The 17,225-nt window shown below is 60.1% G+C and carries 16 protein-coding genes; 5 read left to right on the top strand and 11 right to left on the bottom strand.

Annotation, left to right across the window (positions count from 1 at the left end; translation table 11 throughout):
* Positions 1–51: 51 nt before the first annotated feature.
* From clpB to dnaK, 7 genes are all read right to left on the bottom strand, one after another.
* Positions 52–2,751, bottom strand: coding sequence for an ATP-dependent chaperone ClpB (gene clpB / locus QP093_RS04220; protein ID WP_285014879.1), 2,700 nt, complete (start codon positions 2,749–2,751; stop codon positions 52–54).
* A gap of 149 nt (positions 2,752–2,900) precedes the next feature.
* Entirely contained in the window at positions 2,901–3,647 is a 747-nt protein-coding gene (locus QP093_RS04225) for a type 1 glutamine amidotransferase (protein ID WP_285014882.1), read from the bottom strand.
* Positions 3,640–5,004, bottom strand: a complete 1,365-nt coding sequence (locus tag QP093_RS04230) for a Mur ligase family protein (RefSeq protein WP_285014884.1) — start codon at positions 5,002–5,004, stop codon at positions 3,640–3,642. The genes QP093_RS04225 and QP093_RS04230 overlap by 8 nt, the downstream gene beginning before the upstream one ends.
* 173 nt (positions 5,005–5,177) lie before the next feature.
* Positions 5,178–5,711 (bottom strand): heat shock protein transcriptional repressor HspR, encoded by a 534-nt coding sequence (locus tag QP093_RS04235; RefSeq protein ID WP_285014886.1) that lies wholly within the window; start codon positions 5,709–5,711, stop codon positions 5,178–5,180.
* 3 nt (positions 5,712–5,714) lie between these two features.
* Complete coding sequence (locus tag QP093_RS04240) at positions 5,715–6,761, bottom strand: DnaJ C-terminal domain-containing protein (RefSeq protein ID WP_285014888.1); 1,047 nt, start codon at positions 6,759–6,761, stop codon at positions 5,715–5,717.
* Positions 6,762–6,840: 79 nt separating this feature from the next.
* On the bottom strand, positions 6,841–7,707 hold the full coding sequence (locus tag QP093_RS10100) for a nucleotide exchange factor GrpE (protein WP_502929376.1): 867 nt from the start codon (positions 7,705–7,707) through the stop codon (positions 6,841–6,843).
* Entirely contained in the window at positions 7,704–9,587 is a 1,884-nt protein-coding gene (gene dnaK, locus QP093_RS04250) for a molecular chaperone DnaK (RefSeq protein ID WP_285014890.1), read from the bottom strand. Before dnaK ends, QP093_RS10100 begins: the two co-directional genes overlap by 4 nt.
* Before the next feature lie 213 nt (positions 9,588–9,800).
* Between dnaK and QP093_RS04255 the strand changes: the two genes are divergently transcribed.
* From QP093_RS04255 to QP093_RS04265, 3 genes are all read left to right on the top strand, one after another.
* A complete protein-coding gene (locus QP093_RS04255; protein WP_285014892.1) occupies positions 9,801–10,952 on the top strand; it encodes an RsmD family RNA methyltransferase in 1,152 nt (383 codons plus the stop codon).
* Positions 10,953–11,266: 314 nt separating this feature from the next.
* Positions 11,267–12,049 (top strand): CPBP family intramembrane glutamic endopeptidase, encoded by a 783-nt coding sequence (locus QP093_RS04260; protein WP_285014895.1) that lies wholly within the window; start codon positions 11,267–11,269, stop codon positions 12,047–12,049.
* Between the two features lie 151 nt (positions 12,050–12,200).
* Positions 12,201–12,656, top strand: coding sequence for a GNAT family N-acetyltransferase (locus QP093_RS04265; protein WP_285014897.1), 456 nt, complete (start codon positions 12,201–12,203; stop codon positions 12,654–12,656).
* Between the two features lie 33 nt (positions 12,657–12,689).
* Here the strand turns inward: QP093_RS04265 and QP093_RS04270 are convergent, their stop codons facing one another.
* Complete coding sequence (locus QP093_RS04270) at positions 12,690–13,217, bottom strand: MarR family winged helix-turn-helix transcriptional regulator (protein WP_285014899.1); 528 nt, start codon at positions 13,215–13,217, stop codon at positions 12,690–12,692.
* A 6-nt stretch (positions 13,218–13,223) separates the two neighbouring features.
* Here QP093_RS04270 and QP093_RS04275 point away from each other — a divergent pair, with 6 nt between their 5' ends.
* Entirely contained in the window at positions 13,224–14,534 is a 1,311-nt protein-coding gene (locus QP093_RS04275; RefSeq protein WP_285014901.1) for a M18 family aminopeptidase, read from the top strand.
* A 317-nt stretch (positions 14,535–14,851) separates the two neighbouring features.
* On the opposite strand, the gene QP093_RS04280 is transcribed toward QP093_RS04275, so the two are convergent.
* The 3 genes from QP093_RS04280 to QP093_RS04290 form a co-directional block, all read right to left on the bottom strand.
* Positions 14,852–15,289 (bottom strand): Ohr family peroxiredoxin, encoded by a 438-nt coding sequence (locus QP093_RS04280; RefSeq protein ID WP_285014904.1) that lies wholly within the window; start codon positions 15,287–15,289, stop codon positions 14,852–14,854.
* Positions 15,290–15,527: 238 nt separating this feature from the next.
* Positions 15,528–16,052 (bottom strand): NUDIX hydrolase, encoded by a 525-nt coding sequence (locus tag QP093_RS04285; protein ID WP_285014908.1) that lies wholly within the window; start codon positions 16,050–16,052, stop codon positions 15,528–15,530.
* Between the two features lie 29 nt (positions 16,053–16,081).
* Entirely contained in the window at positions 16,082–16,558 is a 477-nt protein-coding gene (locus QP093_RS04290) for a ribose-5-phosphate isomerase (RefSeq protein ID WP_285014911.1), read from the bottom strand.
* Between the two features lie 177 nt (positions 16,559–16,735).
* Here QP093_RS04290 and QP093_RS04295 point away from each other — a divergent pair, with 177 nt between their 5' ends.
* Positions 16,736–17,206 (top strand): RNA-binding S4 domain-containing protein, encoded by a 471-nt coding sequence (locus QP093_RS04295; RefSeq protein ID WP_285014914.1) that lies wholly within the window; start codon positions 16,736–16,738, stop codon positions 17,204–17,206.
* Positions 17,207–17,225 lie beyond the last annotated feature (19 nt).

The following is a 17,225-nucleotide window of genomic DNA, read 5'->3' on the forward strand; positions in this document are numbered from 1 at the left end:
TCACTTGCGATTTTACCTGTCAGGAACGGCGGGTGCAGGATTTCCCGACGCTTACTCGGCGCTGTCGTCCGGCGTGTATTCGCTTTGCTCGGCGCTGTGGTCCGGCGAATGATCGCCATACTCGTCGCCATCAGGCTCGGATGGCCTGACGCGCTGCATCGTCAGGGATCTGAGATCCTCGCTGACATCCACGCGCACTTCGTCACCGTCATGCACCTGGCCGGACAGAATCATCGTGGCCAGTCGGTCCCCCACCTCGCGCTGAACAGTGCGACGCAACGGACGGGCACCATAGGCCGGATCGTATCCTGCACGAGTCAGCCATCGGCGTGCCGGTTCGGTCACCGTCAGCGCGATGCGCCGGTCAGCCAGTCGACGGGCAAGCGCCGCAACCTGAAGGTCCGCGATCTGCGCCAGCTCTTCACTGGTGAGCGGTTCAAACATGAGGACCTCATCAAGACGGTTGAGGAACTCAGGTTTAAATGCCATCCGCACCTGCTGCATGACCGCGTCATGGCGTTCCTGCTGTGACAGCGCGCTATCGGCCAGGAACTGTGAGCCCAGGTTCGATGTCAGAATAAGGATCGTGTTGCGGAAGTCAACCGTGCGTCCCTGTCCGTCGGTCAGTCGCCCGTCGTCCAGGACCTGCAACAGGATGTTGAAGATCTCAGGATCGGCCTTCTCGACCTCGTCCAACAGAATGACGCAGTACGGGCGGCGGCGAACAGCCTCGGTGAGCTGACCACCTTCCTCGTATCCGACATATCCGGGCGGAGATCCGACCAGGCGGGCAACCGAATGCTTCTCGGAATACTCACTCATGTCGATTCGCACCATGGCGCGCTCATCGTCGAAGAGGAAGTCCGCCAGCGAGCGTGCCAGCTCGGTCTTACCGACACCAGTGGGTCCGAGGAACAGGAATGATCCATCGGGACGGTTCGGGTCAGACAGCCCGGCGCGCGAACGACGCACCGCATCGGCTACGGCGCGAACAGCCTTCTTCTGACCGATCAGTCGCTTGCCGATCACGTCTTCCATCTCAAGCAGTTTCTCGGTTTCCCCCTGGAGCAGGCGCCCCACAGGAATTCCGGTCCATGACTCGACGACTTCCGCGATGGTGGTGGCATCGACTTTCTCCGCGATCATCGGCTCAGGCGCGCTGCCGTCTGCCGCGTCACGTTCGGCCTCCGACTCGGCTTGCTCGATCTGGTGTTCGACAGCGGGGATCTCGCCGTTTTGCAAGCGACCGGCTTCCTCCCATTTGTTCTGGCGGATCGCCAGCTCCAGTTGAGTGCGCAGGTCATCGAGCGTGACACGCAGGTCACCGACCTTGTTGTGTCCGGCCTTTTCAGCCTCCCACCGGCTGGTCAGCGCGTTGAGTTCTTCCTGCCGGTCAGCCAGGTCCTTGCGCAGCTTCACCAGGCGTTCCTGCGTGGCAGCATCCCCCTGATCGGGGTCGGACTCGGCAAGGTAGGATTCCTCCATGCGCAGCCTGTCCACCTGGCGACGCAGCTGATCAATTTCCACGGGGCTGGAATCCAGTTCCATACGCAGCCTGGATGCGGCCTCGTCAATCAGGTCAATCGCCTTGTCGGGTAGTTGCCTCCCGGTAATGTAGCGGTCGGACAGTTGCGCAGCAGCGACGAGGGCACCGTCGGAAATCGTGACTTTGTGGTGTGCTTCGTACTTGGGTGCAATGCCGCGCAGAACGGCGATGGTGTCCTCCACTGACGGCTCCCCGATAAAGACCTGCTGGAAACGGCGTTCCAGCGCAGGGTCCTTTTCGATGTTTTCGCGGTACTCGTCCAGTGTGGTGGCACCCACCATCCGCAGCTCGCCGCGCGCCAGCATGGGTTTGAGCATGTTGCCCGCATCCATTGATCCTTCAGCGGCACCGGCGCCAACAACTGTGTGCAGCTCATCAATGAAAGTGATGATCTGCCCGTCCGAACGTGCGATTTCGTTGAGAACGGCTTTGAATCGCTCCTCGAAGTCGCCACGATACTTGGCACCTGCCACCATCGATGAGATGTCCAGTGACACGACTCGTTTGTCTTTGAGCGAGTCGGGCACGTCACCGGCAACAATTCGTTGCGCCAAGCCTTCGACCACAGCGGTCTTGCCAACACCGGGTTCACCGATCAGCACAGGGTTATTCTTCGTGCGTCGTGACAGGACCTGAATGATGCGGCGGATCTCGTTGTCACGGCCGATGACCGGGTCGAGTTTTCCTTCACGCGCCACCTGCGTCAGGTCGCGACCGTATTTCTCGAGTGCTTCAAATGACCCTTCGGGGTTGGCCGACGTGATCGGGTCAGGGCGCAGCTGCGAAAGTGCACGGGTCAGCGCTTCTTCCGTCGCCCCCTGATCGGTCAGGATCTTTCCTGCATCCGTGCCCGAGGCTGCGAGCGCGATGAGCAGGTGTTCGGTTGACGTGTACTGGTCCCCACCCTCTTTCGCCCTGCGCTGCGCGTCGGTGATGACGGTGAGCAGCGTGCGGGATGTGGCGGGCTGAGTGGTCGTGGCACCTTGTGTGGAGGGCAGTTTCACCAAAGCGCTGCGGGTGCGTGCGCCCACGACCTTCCGGTCTGCTCCAACGCTTGCCAGCAGGGACAGGGCAATACCCTCGTTTTGTTCGAGCAGTGCGCCCAGCAGATGCAGGGGCTCGACCTGCGGATTGGATGCGGCTGCCGCTGACTGCAGCGCCGATCCGATGGCTTCCTGAGCCTTCGTTGTGAACTCTTCGCTCACGTGTACCTCCTAAAGTGTTGCCCCTCAGCCACCTTCCGGACCGTTAGTTTTCGGTCGACGAGGGAGTCTGACGGGCTTCGTTGTCTGATCTACTCATTACAACGACACACGCCTTGAGTCTATTCCACTCAACTTTGTGATTCAGGAGTTCAGTTGCCGACCTCACTGTGCACAGCCTGCAGGCGTTCTTCGCGCAGGCGCTGCACGCCGGGAACAGCCAGTTCAGACAGGTCTGTCATCGCTATTCCCATTGCCTGGCTCAGCAGGTAGTCAGCCAGCTGCGGGTTGCGCGCCAGGACGGGGCCGTGCATATAGGTGGCGATGATAGATCCCTGGTGGACACCGTCGCATGCTCCGTCGCCAGTATTGACGCCGTTGCCCGTTCCGCGGATGACGGTTCCCAGTGGCGTGGCATCCGGTCCGCATGTTGTGGCACCGCCATGATTTTCAAATCCTGTGAGCAGGTCGGTCAGCCCGTCGATTTGGGGAGTGGTGAGAATCTCACCGATAGTTCTGCTGCCCTGAGGCGCGGTGGTGACGTCCAGGAATCCCAAACCGGGCACGCGCACTGCGTTAGCATCCTCGTACCATTGGCCCAGCACCTGCAGGGAGGCGCAGATCGCCAGAATGGGGGCACCCCGCTCAACAGCGCGTTTCAGCCCGGTGCCGTCACTCATTTTTCGAGCGGCGAGAGCCTGGGCGGTGTCCTCTCCCCCACCCAGGGTGTACAGGTCAAGGTCTTCAGGCACGCATGTGTCCAGGTCGACGCTGATGATGTCAGCATCAATTCCGCGCCTGCGTGCGCGTTCGCACAGCACCACCGCGTTGCCGGTATCGCCGTACGTGCCCAGTACTTCGGGGTAGAGCACACCGATCCGCAAGGTTGATTCACTCATCGCGTCCTCCCTCGGCCGTCGTCTGCGTGCCCTGCGTACCAGCGTGGCGTTCTTTTTCGCGCCGGTCAATTTCACGTTTCGTGTCACGAAATGACGTGTAGTTTGCCAGGAATTCGATGCGTCCTTCAGCACAGCGCGTCAATGCCTCGATCGTGTCGGGTACGCACTCGCAATGGATACCTGCATATTCGAGGCGCACAGCCAGATCCGCCGCGCGTTCCCCCGACGCCACGACGCGTTCGGCGCACGGATACTGTTGAAGCACTGAAAAGTCCACGTCCCACAGCCACGACAGGTCTTCGCCATCAGGGATCTGCCCGTTCACCGCGATGACCAGTCCGTTCGCAGTGGCATCCACCATCGTCATGGCTTCCTGCCACCCGGCCGGGTTCTTCGCCAGCATCATACGCACGCGGCGACCATTGACCTCGTGAGTGGAATACCTCCCTGCTACTTCTCTGACCTCACCGATCGCCCGACTCGCGTCGTCAATGTCGACGCCCACTTGATGCGCAGCCACGATCGCGTGCGCCGCGTTGCCGAGGTTCGCTGCTCCAGGCAAATTCAGTTTCACGTCGGTGGCGTGGCCCTCGCGCGAACGAAGTGTCGCCTGGCCGGACGCCTCGACCTTTTCCAGCCACCAGTCAGGTTCGGGACGCCGATAGGGGTGGTCTGCCCCGACTACATGCCAATCATCGCCTTGACGCACGAGCCTGCCGCCGCGGGGAAATCCTGCTGAGTCCGCCCCCCACGTGGTACCGGCTGCCACCCAGATCACCGACTTCGCATTCCATGCGGCTGAAGCGATCAGGGGATCATCACAGTTCGCAACAATGGTTGCATCGGGGTGGGCGTTGACTGCCTGACGCAGCCGCCGCTCCACTGTGCCGATTTCACCGACACGATCCAGCTGGTCGCGTGACAAGTTGAGCAGCACCATCACTGCAGGGTTGACCTGTCCGGCAACGATCGGCAGGTGCATTTCATCGACTTCCAGAGCGGCGAATTGTGCGCGAGGCGCCATCATGAACGCACTGACAATGCCGGGCGGCATGTTGTCGCCGTTCACGTTCGAGGCAACCTGCCCGCGTGTGGACAGCGCTGCGCGAATCATTCGCGTCGTCGTGGATTTACCGTTCGTGCCGGTGACTGTGACGCAACGGCACCCTCGGGACACTTCCGAAAGAACGTTTGGAGCCAGTGCGAGGGCGACTCTCCCACCGATCATTCCGCCTGAGCCTCGCCCCAGAGCACGAGAGGCGGTGCGAGCCAGGGATCCGAATCCCGTTGCCACGCGGGAGCGAAGAGATCGCGACGAGTTCGACGATGGTCGGGTCGAATCATGAGGCACTGTCATGAGGTCACATTAGCGCGACGAAGGCCCGCACCTCCACTTTCAGCTGGTGTGGTGCGGACCTTGAAAAAGCACATGCGCTTCCATGTCGATATGGTGGGGCATATCGCTGAGATCTCGCCTCGTGGGGCGCATCGGTCGGGTCCTAGCCGTCCCGAGAGGCGTAGAGGTTGAGCCTAGCCGTCGCGACGCGCTTGCCAGTCATTCATCCAGAAACTCACCAGGTCCATCAGCTGAGTCGGCACCCATCTGACCAGTGCTCCACCGTGGAACGTCAGTTCAGTCCCTGTTGAGGCGCCTGTGTCCACCGGCGTGTCAGCACCTCGCCGGGCCGAACCCGGACGCTCGCCACGACGCAGTGAAGAGACTTCACCTGTCGGCGAGGCGGCAAAGACACGGTCGCGTCGCCGCCTGATTTCATCGAGCTGATGTTCGAGCGCGTCACGTTCGCCTTCAAGCTGTTCGAGTGTCCGCTCCAGGTCGAGGATTCTGCGAATTCCCACCAGATTAATGCCCTCTTCCTGAGACATGGCCTGGACGGCGCGCAGACGTTGGATGTCACGGTGCGTGTAGCGCCGCCCTCGTCCCTTGGTGCGGGCAGGCGTCACCAGGCCCAGGCGGTCATACTGCCGAAGCGTCTGCGGATGCATGCCTGCCAGTTCTGCCGCCACAGAAATCACGAACGTCGTTTGCGAGTGAGAAGGCAGCATGTCTTACGCCTCCGCCCGCTTTGCAAGGTCAGCGCGCGGATCCCAGTCACCCAGCGACGCGCTGAAGGCTTCGAGCGCCTCGCGCTGCTGTTTCGTGAGCTTCGTGGGGACAGCGACCTGGACCTCCACCAGCAGGTCACCACGACGCTTCCCGTTGGGCGCTCCACGGTGGCGCAGCCTCAACACAGCGCCTGACTGCGTGCCTGCAGGGATCTTCATGGCGACATGTGATCCGTCAGGAAGGGGCACGCTGACTTTGGCACCCAGCGCTGCCTCCGACATAGTCACCGGCAGCTGCATCCGCAGGTTGTCACCGTCGCGCGAATAAACAGGGTGCCTGGCCACGTTGATCGTGACGATCAGGTCACCGTTCTTCCCGCCATTTGAGCCGGGACGCCCCTTGCCGCGCAGACGGATCTTCTGACCGTCCTTCACGCCAGCAGGGATGCGCACCGTCATCGAATGGCCGTCAACGGTCATCCGCACGGTGGTGTCTTCCATGGACTGGCGGAACGTCAGTGTGGTGGAGGCACGCAGGTCGTTTCCGCGTTGCGGTCGAGGACCGCCAAAGCCTGCTCCGGGCGCTCCCTGACCGAATGCACCCGACCCGTACGGGCCAGATTGTCCACCGCCACCGCCAAACAGGTTCGAGAACATATCCTCAAAGCCTGCTCCGCCGCCACCCTGAGTGCTGTAGCGCACTCGGGTCTGGCCGCCCGGCCCACCGCCGCCGCCGAACAGGTTGGAGAACAGGTCTTCAAAGCCTGCTCCGCCTGCCGCGCCGCCGGGGCCTGCCTGGAATCGTGCCCCGCCACCTGCCATTGAACGCAGCGCATCGTATTGTTTGCGCTGTTCAGGATCTGACAGGACGGCGTAGGCTTCACCGATTTCCTTGAAACGCTCTTCGGCTTTCGCATCTCCAGGATTCTGATCGGGGTGCCACTTTCGGGCAAGCTTGCGGTAGGCCTTCTTAATGGCTGCCGCGTCGGCGTCTTTCCCGACTCCCAGAGTCTTGTAGAAATCTTTTTCCAACCAATCTTGTCCGCTCATGTCACCTCATCTCCCGGTTGTCTGCCTGTGAGCAGTTCGTTTTCTCGTGGGCATCGGTTAATGCCCGTCCTTGTACGTGTCACTGTGGGTTGTGAACCATCACTTTCGTGGGGCGCAGAACCTTCTCACCCATGCGGTATCCGGGCTGCAGAACCTGGCCGATCACAGGGTGGTCGACATCCTCACTGGCTTGTGCCATCAGCGCCTCGTGCAGCGAGGGGTCGAAGTCGTCCCCTTCCACGCCGTAGCGTTCCATCGCGAACTGACTCTTGAGAACTTCTTCAAGTTTGTTAGCGATCGCTGCGAAAGGTCCGTCTTCGAGGTCGCCGTGCTGACGCGCTGCGTGAATATCATCGAGGACGGAAATCAGCGCTTCTGCCACTTCCTGCTGACCGCTCACGCGGTGGGCGGATGCAGCTTCCTTGGAACGGCGCACGTAGTTGCCGTACTCCTGGTTCAGGTTGTACAGGTCGGCGCGTGCCCGAGCCAGGTCGTCATCCAGCTCTCCGATTCGTGCCATTGCCTTGGCCAGCTCGGTATCTTCGACATCATCCTCAAATGCGGACATATCGTCGGTACTTGCTGGCGCAGCATTGGCGCCATCAGCCAATTCGCTGTTTGCATCGTCTGCGCAGACATCGGAGGTGCCGTCAGATTCATTGGACGTGGTGCCATCGCGAGGGGCGGTCGAAGCTGAATCGTCTGCATCTGAGTTTTCGCGTGCTGAGCCTGCTGGTTCAGACGCATCACCTGTGTGCGACGCATCGGCCTCACGGGCGGCAGCGCCATGCTGTGAGGCGCTGCCGGTGCCGTTGCCCTCGGCGTGTGCATCTGACTGTTTGCCGGATGCACACGCGTTCTGGTCGGTGGGACCCGATGGCGACACGCGCGGATCAGACTCGGAGGGCCCGGTCTGGCTCTTGTCGTTCATCGGTGTCTCACTCACTTGTCGTCGTCCTCCTCATCAACGATTTCAGCGTCAATGACGTCGTCATCGCTCGATGATGCATCTGCCTGGCCGGCGCCGGCTTGCGGACCGTCTGCCTGAGCCTGGGCCTGGTCACCCTCGGCCTGCTGCGCGGCGTAGATTTCCTGACCGATCTTCAGTGATGATTCGTCGAGCTTGGTCATAGCCGACTTCACTGCTTCAATGTCGTCACCCTCGAGCGCCTTCTTGACCGCGTCGATATCCGTCTGGACCTCGTTGCGCGTACCTTCTGACACCTTGTCGCCGTCATCCTTGAGGAATTTCTCGGTCATGTAGACCTTCTGCTCGGCCGTGTTGCGTGTTTCAGCTTCCTCACGACGCTTCTTGTCATCGGCGGCGTGCGCTTCAGCTTCCTTCACCATGCGGTCGATCTCATCCTTAGGCAGGGCAGATCCACCGGTAATGGTCACCGACTGTTCCTTGCCTGTGCCACGATCCTTTGCGGAGACGTGCACGATGCCGTTGGCGTCGATGTCGAAGGTGACCTCGATCTGCGGCTTGCCGCGAGGTGCCGGGGCGATGCCGCCCAGTTCGAAGGTTCCCAGCAGCTTGTTGTCGCGGGCGAACTCGCGCTCACCCTGGTAGACCTGAACCAGCACGGATGTCTGGCCGTCTTCCGCTGTGGAGAACAGCTCCGAGGACTTCGTCGGGATCGCGGTGTTACGTTCGATCAGCTTGGTCATGAACCCGCCCTTGGTTTCAATGCCGAGGGACAGCGGGGTCACGTCGATGAGCAGAACGTCCTTACGGTCGCCCTGGATGACGCCGGCCTGCAGGGCTGCGCCGATTGCCACAACTTCGTCGGGGTTGACACCCTTGTTCGGTTCGCGACCGTCGGTCAGCTTGCGGACCTCTTCAGCCACTGCCGGCATACGGGTGGAGCCACCGACCAGCACAACGTGGTCAATGTCGGAGACCTGGATACCTGCGTCACGAATCACGTCGTGGAACGGCTGCTTCGTGCGGTCAAGCAGATCAGAGGTCATTTCCTCGAACTTGGCGCGCGAAAGCGATTCGTTCAGGTGGATAGGACCGTCAGCCGTCATCGACAGGTACTGCAGTGAAATGTTCGTGGTCGAGGCCGAGGACAGCTCCTTCTTGGCCTGCTCGGCTGCTTCCTTGAGGCGCTGCAGCGCGACGGTATCCTTCGACAGGTCAGCGCCTGACTTGGACTTGACTTGCTGGATGAGCCAGTCAACGATGCGCTGATCCCAGTCGTCACCACCGAGCTTGTTGTCACCGGCAGTTGCACGCACCTGAATGGTGGAGAAGCCGTCATCATCCTTGCCGATTTCCAGCAGGGACACGTCGAACGTGCCACCGCCAAGGTCGAAGACCAGAATCAGTTCATCTTCCTTGCCTTTTTCCAGGCCATACGCCAGAGCTGCTGCGGTTGGCTCGTTGACGATGCGCTGAACGTTCAGTCCGGCGATCTGGCCGGCTTCCTTCGTGGCCTGACGCTGCGCATCAGAGAAGTATGCGGGGACGGTGATGACCGCATCGGTCACCGGTTCACCGAGGTATTCTTCCGCGTCATGCTTGAGTTTGCCGAGGATACGCGCGGAGATTTCCTGCGCGGTGTAATCCTTATCGTCGATGGACACTTTCCAGTCGGTGCCCATGTGGCGCTTGACTGACGAGATGGTGCGGTCAACGTTTGTGACGGCCTGCCGCTTGGCCAGTTCTCCGACGAGGACTTCGCCGGTGCTTGAAAATGCGACGACCGAGGGAGTGGTGCGCGCGCCTTCGGCGTTGGCAATAATGGTGGGCTCGCCACCTTCCAACACCGCAATAGCGGAGTTCGTTGTTCCCAAGTCAATGCCAATTGCTCGTGCCATTGAATCTATCCTTCCAAGTTGAGTCTGTTGCACTCAAGTTTAGAGGGAGGATGACGTCATGGCAAGTCCTACGTCCTCAAACTTGAGTCTAATATGCTCAACTTCATCGCGGTGAGGCTTATTCCCTCGTCACATGTGAGCAAGCCGACACAGCCTCCGGACACATCACCTTGCGATCGGGCACCCTCGCAGGCACCGTGACACAATTCCCCTATGCAATGTGGGTATTTCGAGGCCGGGCTGTGCCATTCGTGCACCCTGCTACCCACACCGTACGAACGTCAACTTGCAGACAAGGATGCGAAGGTTCGTCGCGCCCTCACCGAATTCGGCACGCCCGATCTGCAGTGGCTGGCACCTGCTGCATCGCATCAGAAGGATTTTCGCTCCAAGGTAAAACTCGTGGCGGGAGGGACACCCTCGGACATGCGGCTGGGAATACTGGGGGCGGATTTGAACGTGCAGGACCTGCGAGACTGCCCGATCGTCGTGCCTGCAATCCGCGATCAGCTCCCCCGACTTGCCCGTTTGATCGAGCGCATGCGCATCGAACCGTACAGCGTCAAACGGCGTCGAGGCGACCTTAAGTACGTCATCGTGACGGCAGGCGATGACAGACAACTAATGGTGCGCTTCGTGTTGCGCTCGCGCCGCCACATGTCGACTCTGCGCACTCATCTTGATGCAATCAGACAGGCGGTGCCGACCATTCGAGTGGTGACGGCCAACATTCATCCCACGCACGCAGCATTGGTCGAAGGGCCGGATGAGTACGTCCTCACCGACGAGGTAACACTGCCGATGACGGTTGGACGGACGCGACTGCAGGTTGGGCCGCGCTCCTTCACTCAGACCAACACGCGGGTGGCTTCAGCACTGTACATGCAGGTGGCGAGCTGGCTGACGGATGTAGATGCTCGCAGCGTGTGGGATCTGTATTGCGGCGTGGGCGGGTTTGCGTTAAATGCTGCAGCCGGGGGTGTCCAGGATGTGACGGGCGTGGAGATTTCCGGCGATGCTGTCGAGGCTGCGAAGAGCGCTGCGCAGCACCTGGAGGTGGCAGGCATGCGTGCGCGCACGCGTTTCATTGCGGCGGATGCGACCAAGTGGGCGCAAGAGCAGTCCGAACGCACGGTTCCAGATGCTATCGTGGTCAACCCTCCCCGACGCGGGCTGGGTGAGGAGCTTGCGACGTGGCTCAACGGGTGCGGAGCGCACCACATCGTGTACTCGTCATGTAATCCGGCAACACTGGTTGAGGATCTTGCGAGCATGCCGTCGTATCAAGTGAGTCTGGGACGCATTTTTGACATGTTCGCGCACACCCGTCATGTCGAGTGTGCGGTTTTGCTTGAAAGATGTTAAGAGCGAAAGTTTGCTCGATATACGATAAGGGAACGGGCCTGCTTGAAACACGTTTGACTGCTCAATTCTGCTCGATAGGAGCGCGGACGCCTCCTGAGATACACACAATCCCACAAGGAGCGATACGACTTCCCCATCCACATGAGCCGACGCGCATTTATCATTTTGTTACCGACGGCCTGATTCGCGCTGGATACAATGAAAACACCAGTGAGATTAGCGGCTTTGTGAGAACTTCATGTCATGCTCTTTCAGGTTCATACGTGAGGTCGTTCAGCTCCTCGATCCCCGCGTCCACGAAACGAGGCGTCACGATGAAGGCGTTGTATCAGAAAAGTGAAATGACGTTCGCAATCGTCATGATTGTCCTCTACGTCGGTGGGACCCTCGTTGCGCAGCAAGTCACCGATCAGATCGGGGTCACAGCGCTGATCCCGGCGATCTTCCATATCGCACTTGTCGCAATTCTTGCGTACTGGATTATCTCCAATGGCCTGGCGAGAAAGTACGGGCTCATCAAACCGCCCTACCCCTCAAGTAAAGCCTGGTTCTTCATTCCCCTGCTGATCGTTGCCACAAGCGGACTGATCACGGGTTTCCACTTCATGTACAGCCCTGCGCCAACTCTTTTCCTGATCATCAGCATGCTGTGCACCGGCTTTTTGGAAGAAGTCATTTTCAGAGGATTCCTTTTCCTGGCAATGGCGAAAAGCAATTTGATGGCAGCGATTGTCGTATCGTCGTTGACGTTCGGACTGGGGCATATCGTCAACCTGCTCAATGGCGCGCCACTGATGAATACGCTCATGCAGATCATTTTTGCGATCGCCGTCGGCTTCACCCTTGTATTGCTGTTCTACAACGGTAAGAGTCTGATTCCGTGCGTCATCTTCCACAGCCTGAATAATTCTCTGGCCGTCATCGAAAAGACGAGCGCCGATGCTGCTTCCTCCTTGTCGATGACTGAGACAGCTTTTAACGCAGCGCTTGTGTCGTTCTGCGTTGTGCTCTTGGTGGTGTACTGCATCTTCTGTCTGAAGAACCTGCGTGTACACCAGGATCAGGGCGTACACGAAGAACCGAGCATCGCCCAGTAGAAGGGCCGCTTCGCATCTCTGATTGCTGCATATCGCCCACAGTCATCACGTATGCGGCGGATTACCGACACCTGCCCGAGCGTCACGCGCACGCATCGGTGGCTGATCGTGTCACAATGCTAGGGAGATTGCGCAACCCACAGGAGGCCTCATGGCGATCGAACGCGTCGATGATTTTTCGCCCGAACTGACCGAAGCAATGAAGCTGCTCATCCCTCAGCTATCCCGCTCATCAGCACCGATGGAAGAAGGCGCCATCCGCGACTTTATTGCCCAGCCCGGTGTCCACCTGTTTATCTACCGCACCGATGAGGCAACCGGCGATTTAGCCGCCGGTCAGATCGCCGGAATGCTCACGCTGGCTACTTTCACGATTCCCACCGGTTTGCGCGCCTGGGTAGAAGATGTGGTCGTTGACGGCAGTACGCGCGGCCAAGGTGCCGGCCAGAAGCTGGTTGAAGCAGCGGTTGACTTTGCCCAGGAGCTTGGCGCACGCACGATTGACCTGACATCGCGTCCCTCGCGCGAAGCAGCTAACCGCCTGTACAAGCGGTGCGGTTTCGAGCTGCGCGAGACGAACGTGTACCGCTTCTCCGCCGGCAAGTAGTTCGTCAGCGGTTCTTTGCCGGCAAGTAGATTATCAGCGGCCGCACGGCGAGGCGTCCTCGTCTTCCTGTTTAATCATTTCACTTTGCCGCGCCCCCATCTCTGCGCGCAGATCCAGACCAATCTGCTCAACGCGGCGACGTTCATCGGCAGTGGCGACTGCACCGAATAGCTGAGCGCCGTGCTCCTGAGTGATGACAGCGGCTTCTTGCTGCGTGCGCTTTCCCTCGGGCGTCAACGACACCAGCATTGATCGTTTGTCCGAGGGTGACGGGGTGCGCTCAACAAGGCCAAGCTTTTCCAGACGAGCGATCGCGCGTGTCATTCCTGAGCGGGTGAACACCGACACGCGTTCGGAGGAAACACTGGCTGCGCTCGACCACATGGCTCGCCGCACAGTCGAGATCGCCGACAAGCTGAACTCCTGAGCCTCACTCGCGTGTTCGACGGCGGTTCGCGTCGCCTCGAACACACTGCGACGCAGCTCCTTACTGGTTGTCGCCTGTTCGTTCGGCAGGATTGACGAGGGCGACTCCACCGGCGTTGTTCCATCGCCTACCATGGAGTCATGTCCAACGTGAAACCTGCCGGCACGGCGACGGCCAGTGCCTTTACCTGCGATTATCTGTCTTTTCTGAGCGATTCCCCGTCCTCGTACCACGCCGCTGACCTCATTGCTCAACGTTTGGAGGATGCGGGGTGCGTGCGCCAGCGCGAAACTGACACGTGGGATACAGCACCGGGTGGACACGTGGTTGTCCGCGACGGTGCCGTTATTGCGTATGTGATCCCCGAGTCTGTCACTGACTCGTCTGCGTTCCGCATCGTCGGCGCACATACCGACTCCCCTGCTCTCGTGCTTAAGCCGTCTGTGCAGGCCACCACCGCCGACGGGTGGGGGCAACTGTGCGCAGAGATTTACGGCGGAATGCTGCTGAACTCGTGGCTGGATCGCGAACTCAAAATCGCTGGACGCATTCTCACGCAAGGCGGCGAGCAGCGCCTGGTCGCAACCGGCCCACTCGCACGCATCCCGCAGCTGGCCATCCACCTGGACCGTACAGTGAGTGACAAGGGCCTTGTGCTCGACAAGCAGCAACATATGAAGCCCGTATGGACTGTTGACGAGGACGACGCGTCGGTCCTTGATCTCGTGGCTCAAACGGTCGATCTGGATGACGCCGATCAGATCGCATCCTTTGATCTAATCCTGACTCCCTCGCAGGGGCCTGCCGTCTTCGGATCGCACGGACAGTTTGTCGCTGCTGGCCGTCAGGATAATTTGTCATCGGTGCACAGCGGCCTCACCGCAATAGAGCGCCTACTGGCTGACGGCATCAGCGGCAACGATGTACTGATTTTCGCCTGCTTTGATCATGAGGAAGTAGGATCGTCAACCAGTTCGGGGGCGGCCGGGCCGTTCCTCGAAGACATTCTGCGTCGCACGGCGGCGAGCCTGGGTCGAGACTTTGACGGGACGGCTCGGATGATGGCCGCCTCATCGTGCATCTCTGCTGATGCCGGGCACAGCGTGCATCCCAACTATGCTGATCGGCACGACCCTGACAACCGCCCGGTGATGGGCCGCGGACCACTGTTGAAGTTGAACGCCAACCGCCGGTATTCCTCTGATGCTCCCGGGATCGCGTTGTGGAAACGCGCGGCTCAGGCAGCTGACGCCCCCTGGCAGAATTTCGTGTCCAACAATGCGATGCCGTGCGGGACGACAATTGGACCGATCACGGCTACCCGTCTGGGAATCTGCACGGTTGACGTCGGGATCGGTTTACTGTCGATGCACTCGGCTCGCGAAATGAGCCACGTCGCCGACCTTGAATCGCTCAGTGCAATTCTGGAGGCCTACTGGCGCGGAGCCTGAGGCACGAAAGCGCTCTGCGCAGCGCCCTGCGCTCTGGCTCCCAGCTGCCTTCCTCCAGCTTCCTCTCGCGCCCGGCTGTCTCCACTCCCCCTCTTGTCCCCAACTGTCGATTTGGACGACGCGTCGACTGATTCGCGTGCCGGAAAGAGCTTTTGACCTGCACAAACAGTGGCAGGGTTGCAACACCCTCGCCCTATAGTCGATCGAGATCGACAGTTGGGTCAATGAAAATGGACGTACACAACAGGTACGGGCTACAGCTCACGCGCTGCAGCCCGCACCTGACACACAGTTAGAGAACTGACAAGAACAAGACCTTACTTCGACTTTTGGCCGGTTGTGATCTGAACCGGAACGTTGTCAGCGATGGCCTTGGAATACGGGCACAGCTGGTGCGTGCGAGTCGCCACGCGCTTGACCGTCTCATCGTCGAGGCCAGGGATGTCAACATTGATCATGACTGACAGAGCGAAGGATTCGCCCTCGGGTCCGATGCCTACCGAGCAGGTGACCAGCGAATCAGACGTGTCAACTCCGAGTTCTTTTCCAGCAAGTGCAAGCGCACTTTGAAAACATGCGCCGTAGCCTGCGGCGAACAGCGCTTCTGGGTTCAGTCCCCCACCGGGGCCACCCATCTTTTCCGGGGTACGCAGATCGGCCTGGAAGTCCAGCGTCGGAATCGTGACGGCTCCGTCGCGACCTCCCGTGCAATCGGCTTCAACTCTGTAGACGATTTTTTGAGGTGTATGTGCCATGAGCTCAATCTCACCACGTCCCCGATCTGTCGGCAAGTGCCGTTCCAGTCGGTGAAACAGTGCCACACGCTATCTACCCTGCTGGCCAAGCGCGCTCTCCACTAATCCCCGATCTCTCCACTAATCCCCCATAACCGGCACGCACGGAGAATCTGCACGCCTCGGGCGGGAGTTGCTGTGTCTTACACTGTCCTATCTATGAACGGTTAGAAGCTGCACGTTTTGGGCCTATGGAGTACTACCGATTGAACACCGCCGGCCCGTTTTTGCCTGACAGTGCCCGCTTAATCGCAGTTCGGAAGCGCTCATTAGTGGGAGGCAGGTCGTTGGCAGGGAAAAATGCCGCTTCTGTGTTTTCACCATCGGCAGGCCACGGCTCGCCCTGCTTCCATTCACACACGAATGAGCAGTCCAGATAGCTCGACACATCACCATTCGGGTAGGTCACAGGCCCCACGACCTCCACCGACAAGAGGCGCTGCGCAACCGCTTCAACACCGGCTTCTTCACGGATTTCACGTTCAGCTGCAACAGCCGGTTCCTCACCTGGATCCACGATTCCTGTCACGGGCGTCCACTGACCGTTGTCAGCGCGCTTGACCATCAGCACTTCAATATCAGCCAGGTCAACGCTCGCGCCGGTCACCCTCGTCAATGAGGAAGACGCAGCGGGACGCAATACGACTGCCGTGCACCCTGGTATCCACAGCGGTGCGTGTCCGATTTTGGAGCGTAATTCAAGGATGAAAGGAGGAGTTGCCATGCATCTACCCTAGTGGCTCGTGACGCAGGTCAGGCTCGGTCGGCCTCGAACTGGCTGATTTGGCCGATGCGACGGACGTGACGCTCCTCGTTGGAGAAAGGCTCGTCGAGGAAGAGGTCGATCAGGTGAATCATTTCCTCCTCGGGGTGTTGACGGGCTCCGAGCGCGACAACATTCGCATCGTTGTGCTGGCGGGCCAGCAGCGCGGTCGATTCGTTCCAGACGAGGGCGGCTCGTACACCATCGACCTTGTTGGCGGCGATCTGTTCACCGTTTCCGGACCCACCCAGCACGATGCCGAGGGCGTCTTTTCCTGCCTGCTGGTCTGCGACAACGGCCTGCGCGGCGTGAATGCAGAAAGCGGGGTAGTCGTCTTGCGGATCGTAGGTCTGAGGGCCATGGTCGTGAACCTCGAATCCGCGCTCACGCAGGTGTTCCTGAATCGCATGCGACGCATCGAGCCCCGCGTGATCTGTAGCAATGTGGACGATACGAGGAGTGCTCATGTCGAGTCCTTTCATCATGGTGAAGCGGCGTTGCTGACGTGAGGTCTGTACAGTGACCTGTTCCAATCGTAGCCATCGCATCGGCCAGATCCCAATTGGTTCGCACCTGTGTGCGTCGTCCGCCACCCGCCCGGGGTGCGCAGGGTAGAGCGGCTCTTCACGCTTTAGGATCTGTCTATGAGCAACCACGATGCTGAATACGGTTTTCCGGCTGAGAGCGCTGATCCTGCTGACGCGGAAGTGCCGATCCCTGCGGGCGCACTCAGCGACCAGCTCTTCGTGCGGGTCGATACGTGGTTGTGGGCGACTCGGCAGGTGAAATCGCGTTCGGCTGCGACGGCTGCCGCCCGCGCCGGTCACGTGAAAGTCAACGGTGAGGCAGCGAAAGCCGCACAGAAAGTCAGAGTCGGCGACGAAGTCCGCCTGCGCGTCGAAGGATTCGATCGCGTGCTGGAGGTGCGTCACCTCCTGGCTAAACGGATGGGCGCCCCTATCGCGCGGCAGTGCTACGTTAATTTGTCGCTTCCTCGGCCCCGCCTCTCAATTCCGGTGGCTCGGCGCGAAAAGGGCACAGGTCGTCCCACCAAGAAAGAGCGTCGCGAACTTGATCGCCTGCGCGGACGCGACTCATCGATCCGCTGGCGTTAGCCACCCTCGCTCAGCTGAG

Origin of the sequence: Pauljensenia sp. UMB10120 (assembly GCF_030212035.1) — a bacterium.
Lineage (GTDB): Bacteria > Actinomycetota > Actinomycetes > Actinomycetales > Actinomycetaceae > Pauljensenia > Pauljensenia radingae_A.

What these genes read in the sequence shown, in the direction of transcription:
- QP093_RS04295 (WP_285014914.1), top strand. Translation starts at nt 16,736, where the DNA reads ATGAGCAACCACGATGCTGAATACGGTTTTCCGGCTGAGAGCGCTGAT.
- QP093_RS04265 (WP_285014897.1), top strand. Translation starts at nt 12,201, where the DNA reads ATGGCGATCGAACGCGTCGATGATTTTTCGCCCGAACTGACCGAAGCA.
- QP093_RS04275 (WP_285014901.1), top strand. Translation starts at nt 13,224, where the DNA reads ATGTCCAACGTGAAACCTGCCGGCACGGCGACGGCCAGTGCCTTTACC.
- QP093_RS04240 (WP_285014888.1), bottom strand. Translation starts at nt 6,761, where the DNA reads ATGAGCGGACAAGATTGGTTGGAAAAAGATTTCTACAAGACTCTGGGA.
- QP093_RS04235 (WP_285014886.1), bottom strand. Translation starts at nt 5,711, where the DNA reads ATGCTGCCTTCTCACTCGCAAACGACGTTCGTGATTTCTGTGGCGGCA.
- QP093_RS04285 (WP_285014908.1), bottom strand. Translation starts at nt 16,052, where the DNA reads ATGGCAACTCCTCCTTTCATCCTTGAATTACGCTCCAAAATCGGACAC.
- QP093_RS04270 (WP_285014899.1), bottom strand. Translation starts at nt 13,217, where the DNA reads ATGGTAGGCGATGGAACAACGCCGGTGGAGTCGCCCTCGTCAATCCTG.
- QP093_RS04290 (WP_285014911.1), bottom strand. Translation starts at nt 16,558, where the DNA reads ATGAGCACTCCTCGTATCGTCCACATTGCTACAGATCACGCGGGGCTC.
- dnaK (WP_285014890.1), bottom strand. Translation starts at nt 9,587, where the DNA reads ATGGCACGAGCAATTGGCATTGACTTGGGAACAACGAACTCCGCTATT.
- QP093_RS04255 (WP_285014892.1), top strand. Translation starts at nt 9,801, where the DNA reads ATGCAATGTGGGTATTTCGAGGCCGGGCTGTGCCATTCGTGCACCCTG.
- QP093_RS04230 (WP_285014884.1), bottom strand. Translation starts at nt 5,004, where the DNA reads ATGACAGTGCCTCATGATTCGACCCGACCATCGTCGAACTCGTCGCGA.
- QP093_RS04280 (WP_285014904.1), bottom strand. Translation starts at nt 15,289, where the DNA reads ATGGCACATACACCTCAAAAAATCGTCTACAGAGTTGAAGCCGATTGC.
- QP093_RS04225 (WP_285014882.1), bottom strand. Translation starts at nt 3,647, where the DNA reads ATGAGTGAATCAACCTTGCGGATCGGTGTGCTCTACCCCGAAGTACTG.
- QP093_RS04260 (WP_285014895.1), top strand. Translation starts at nt 11,267, where the DNA reads ATGAAGGCGTTGTATCAGAAAAGTGAAATGACGTTCGCAATCGTCATG.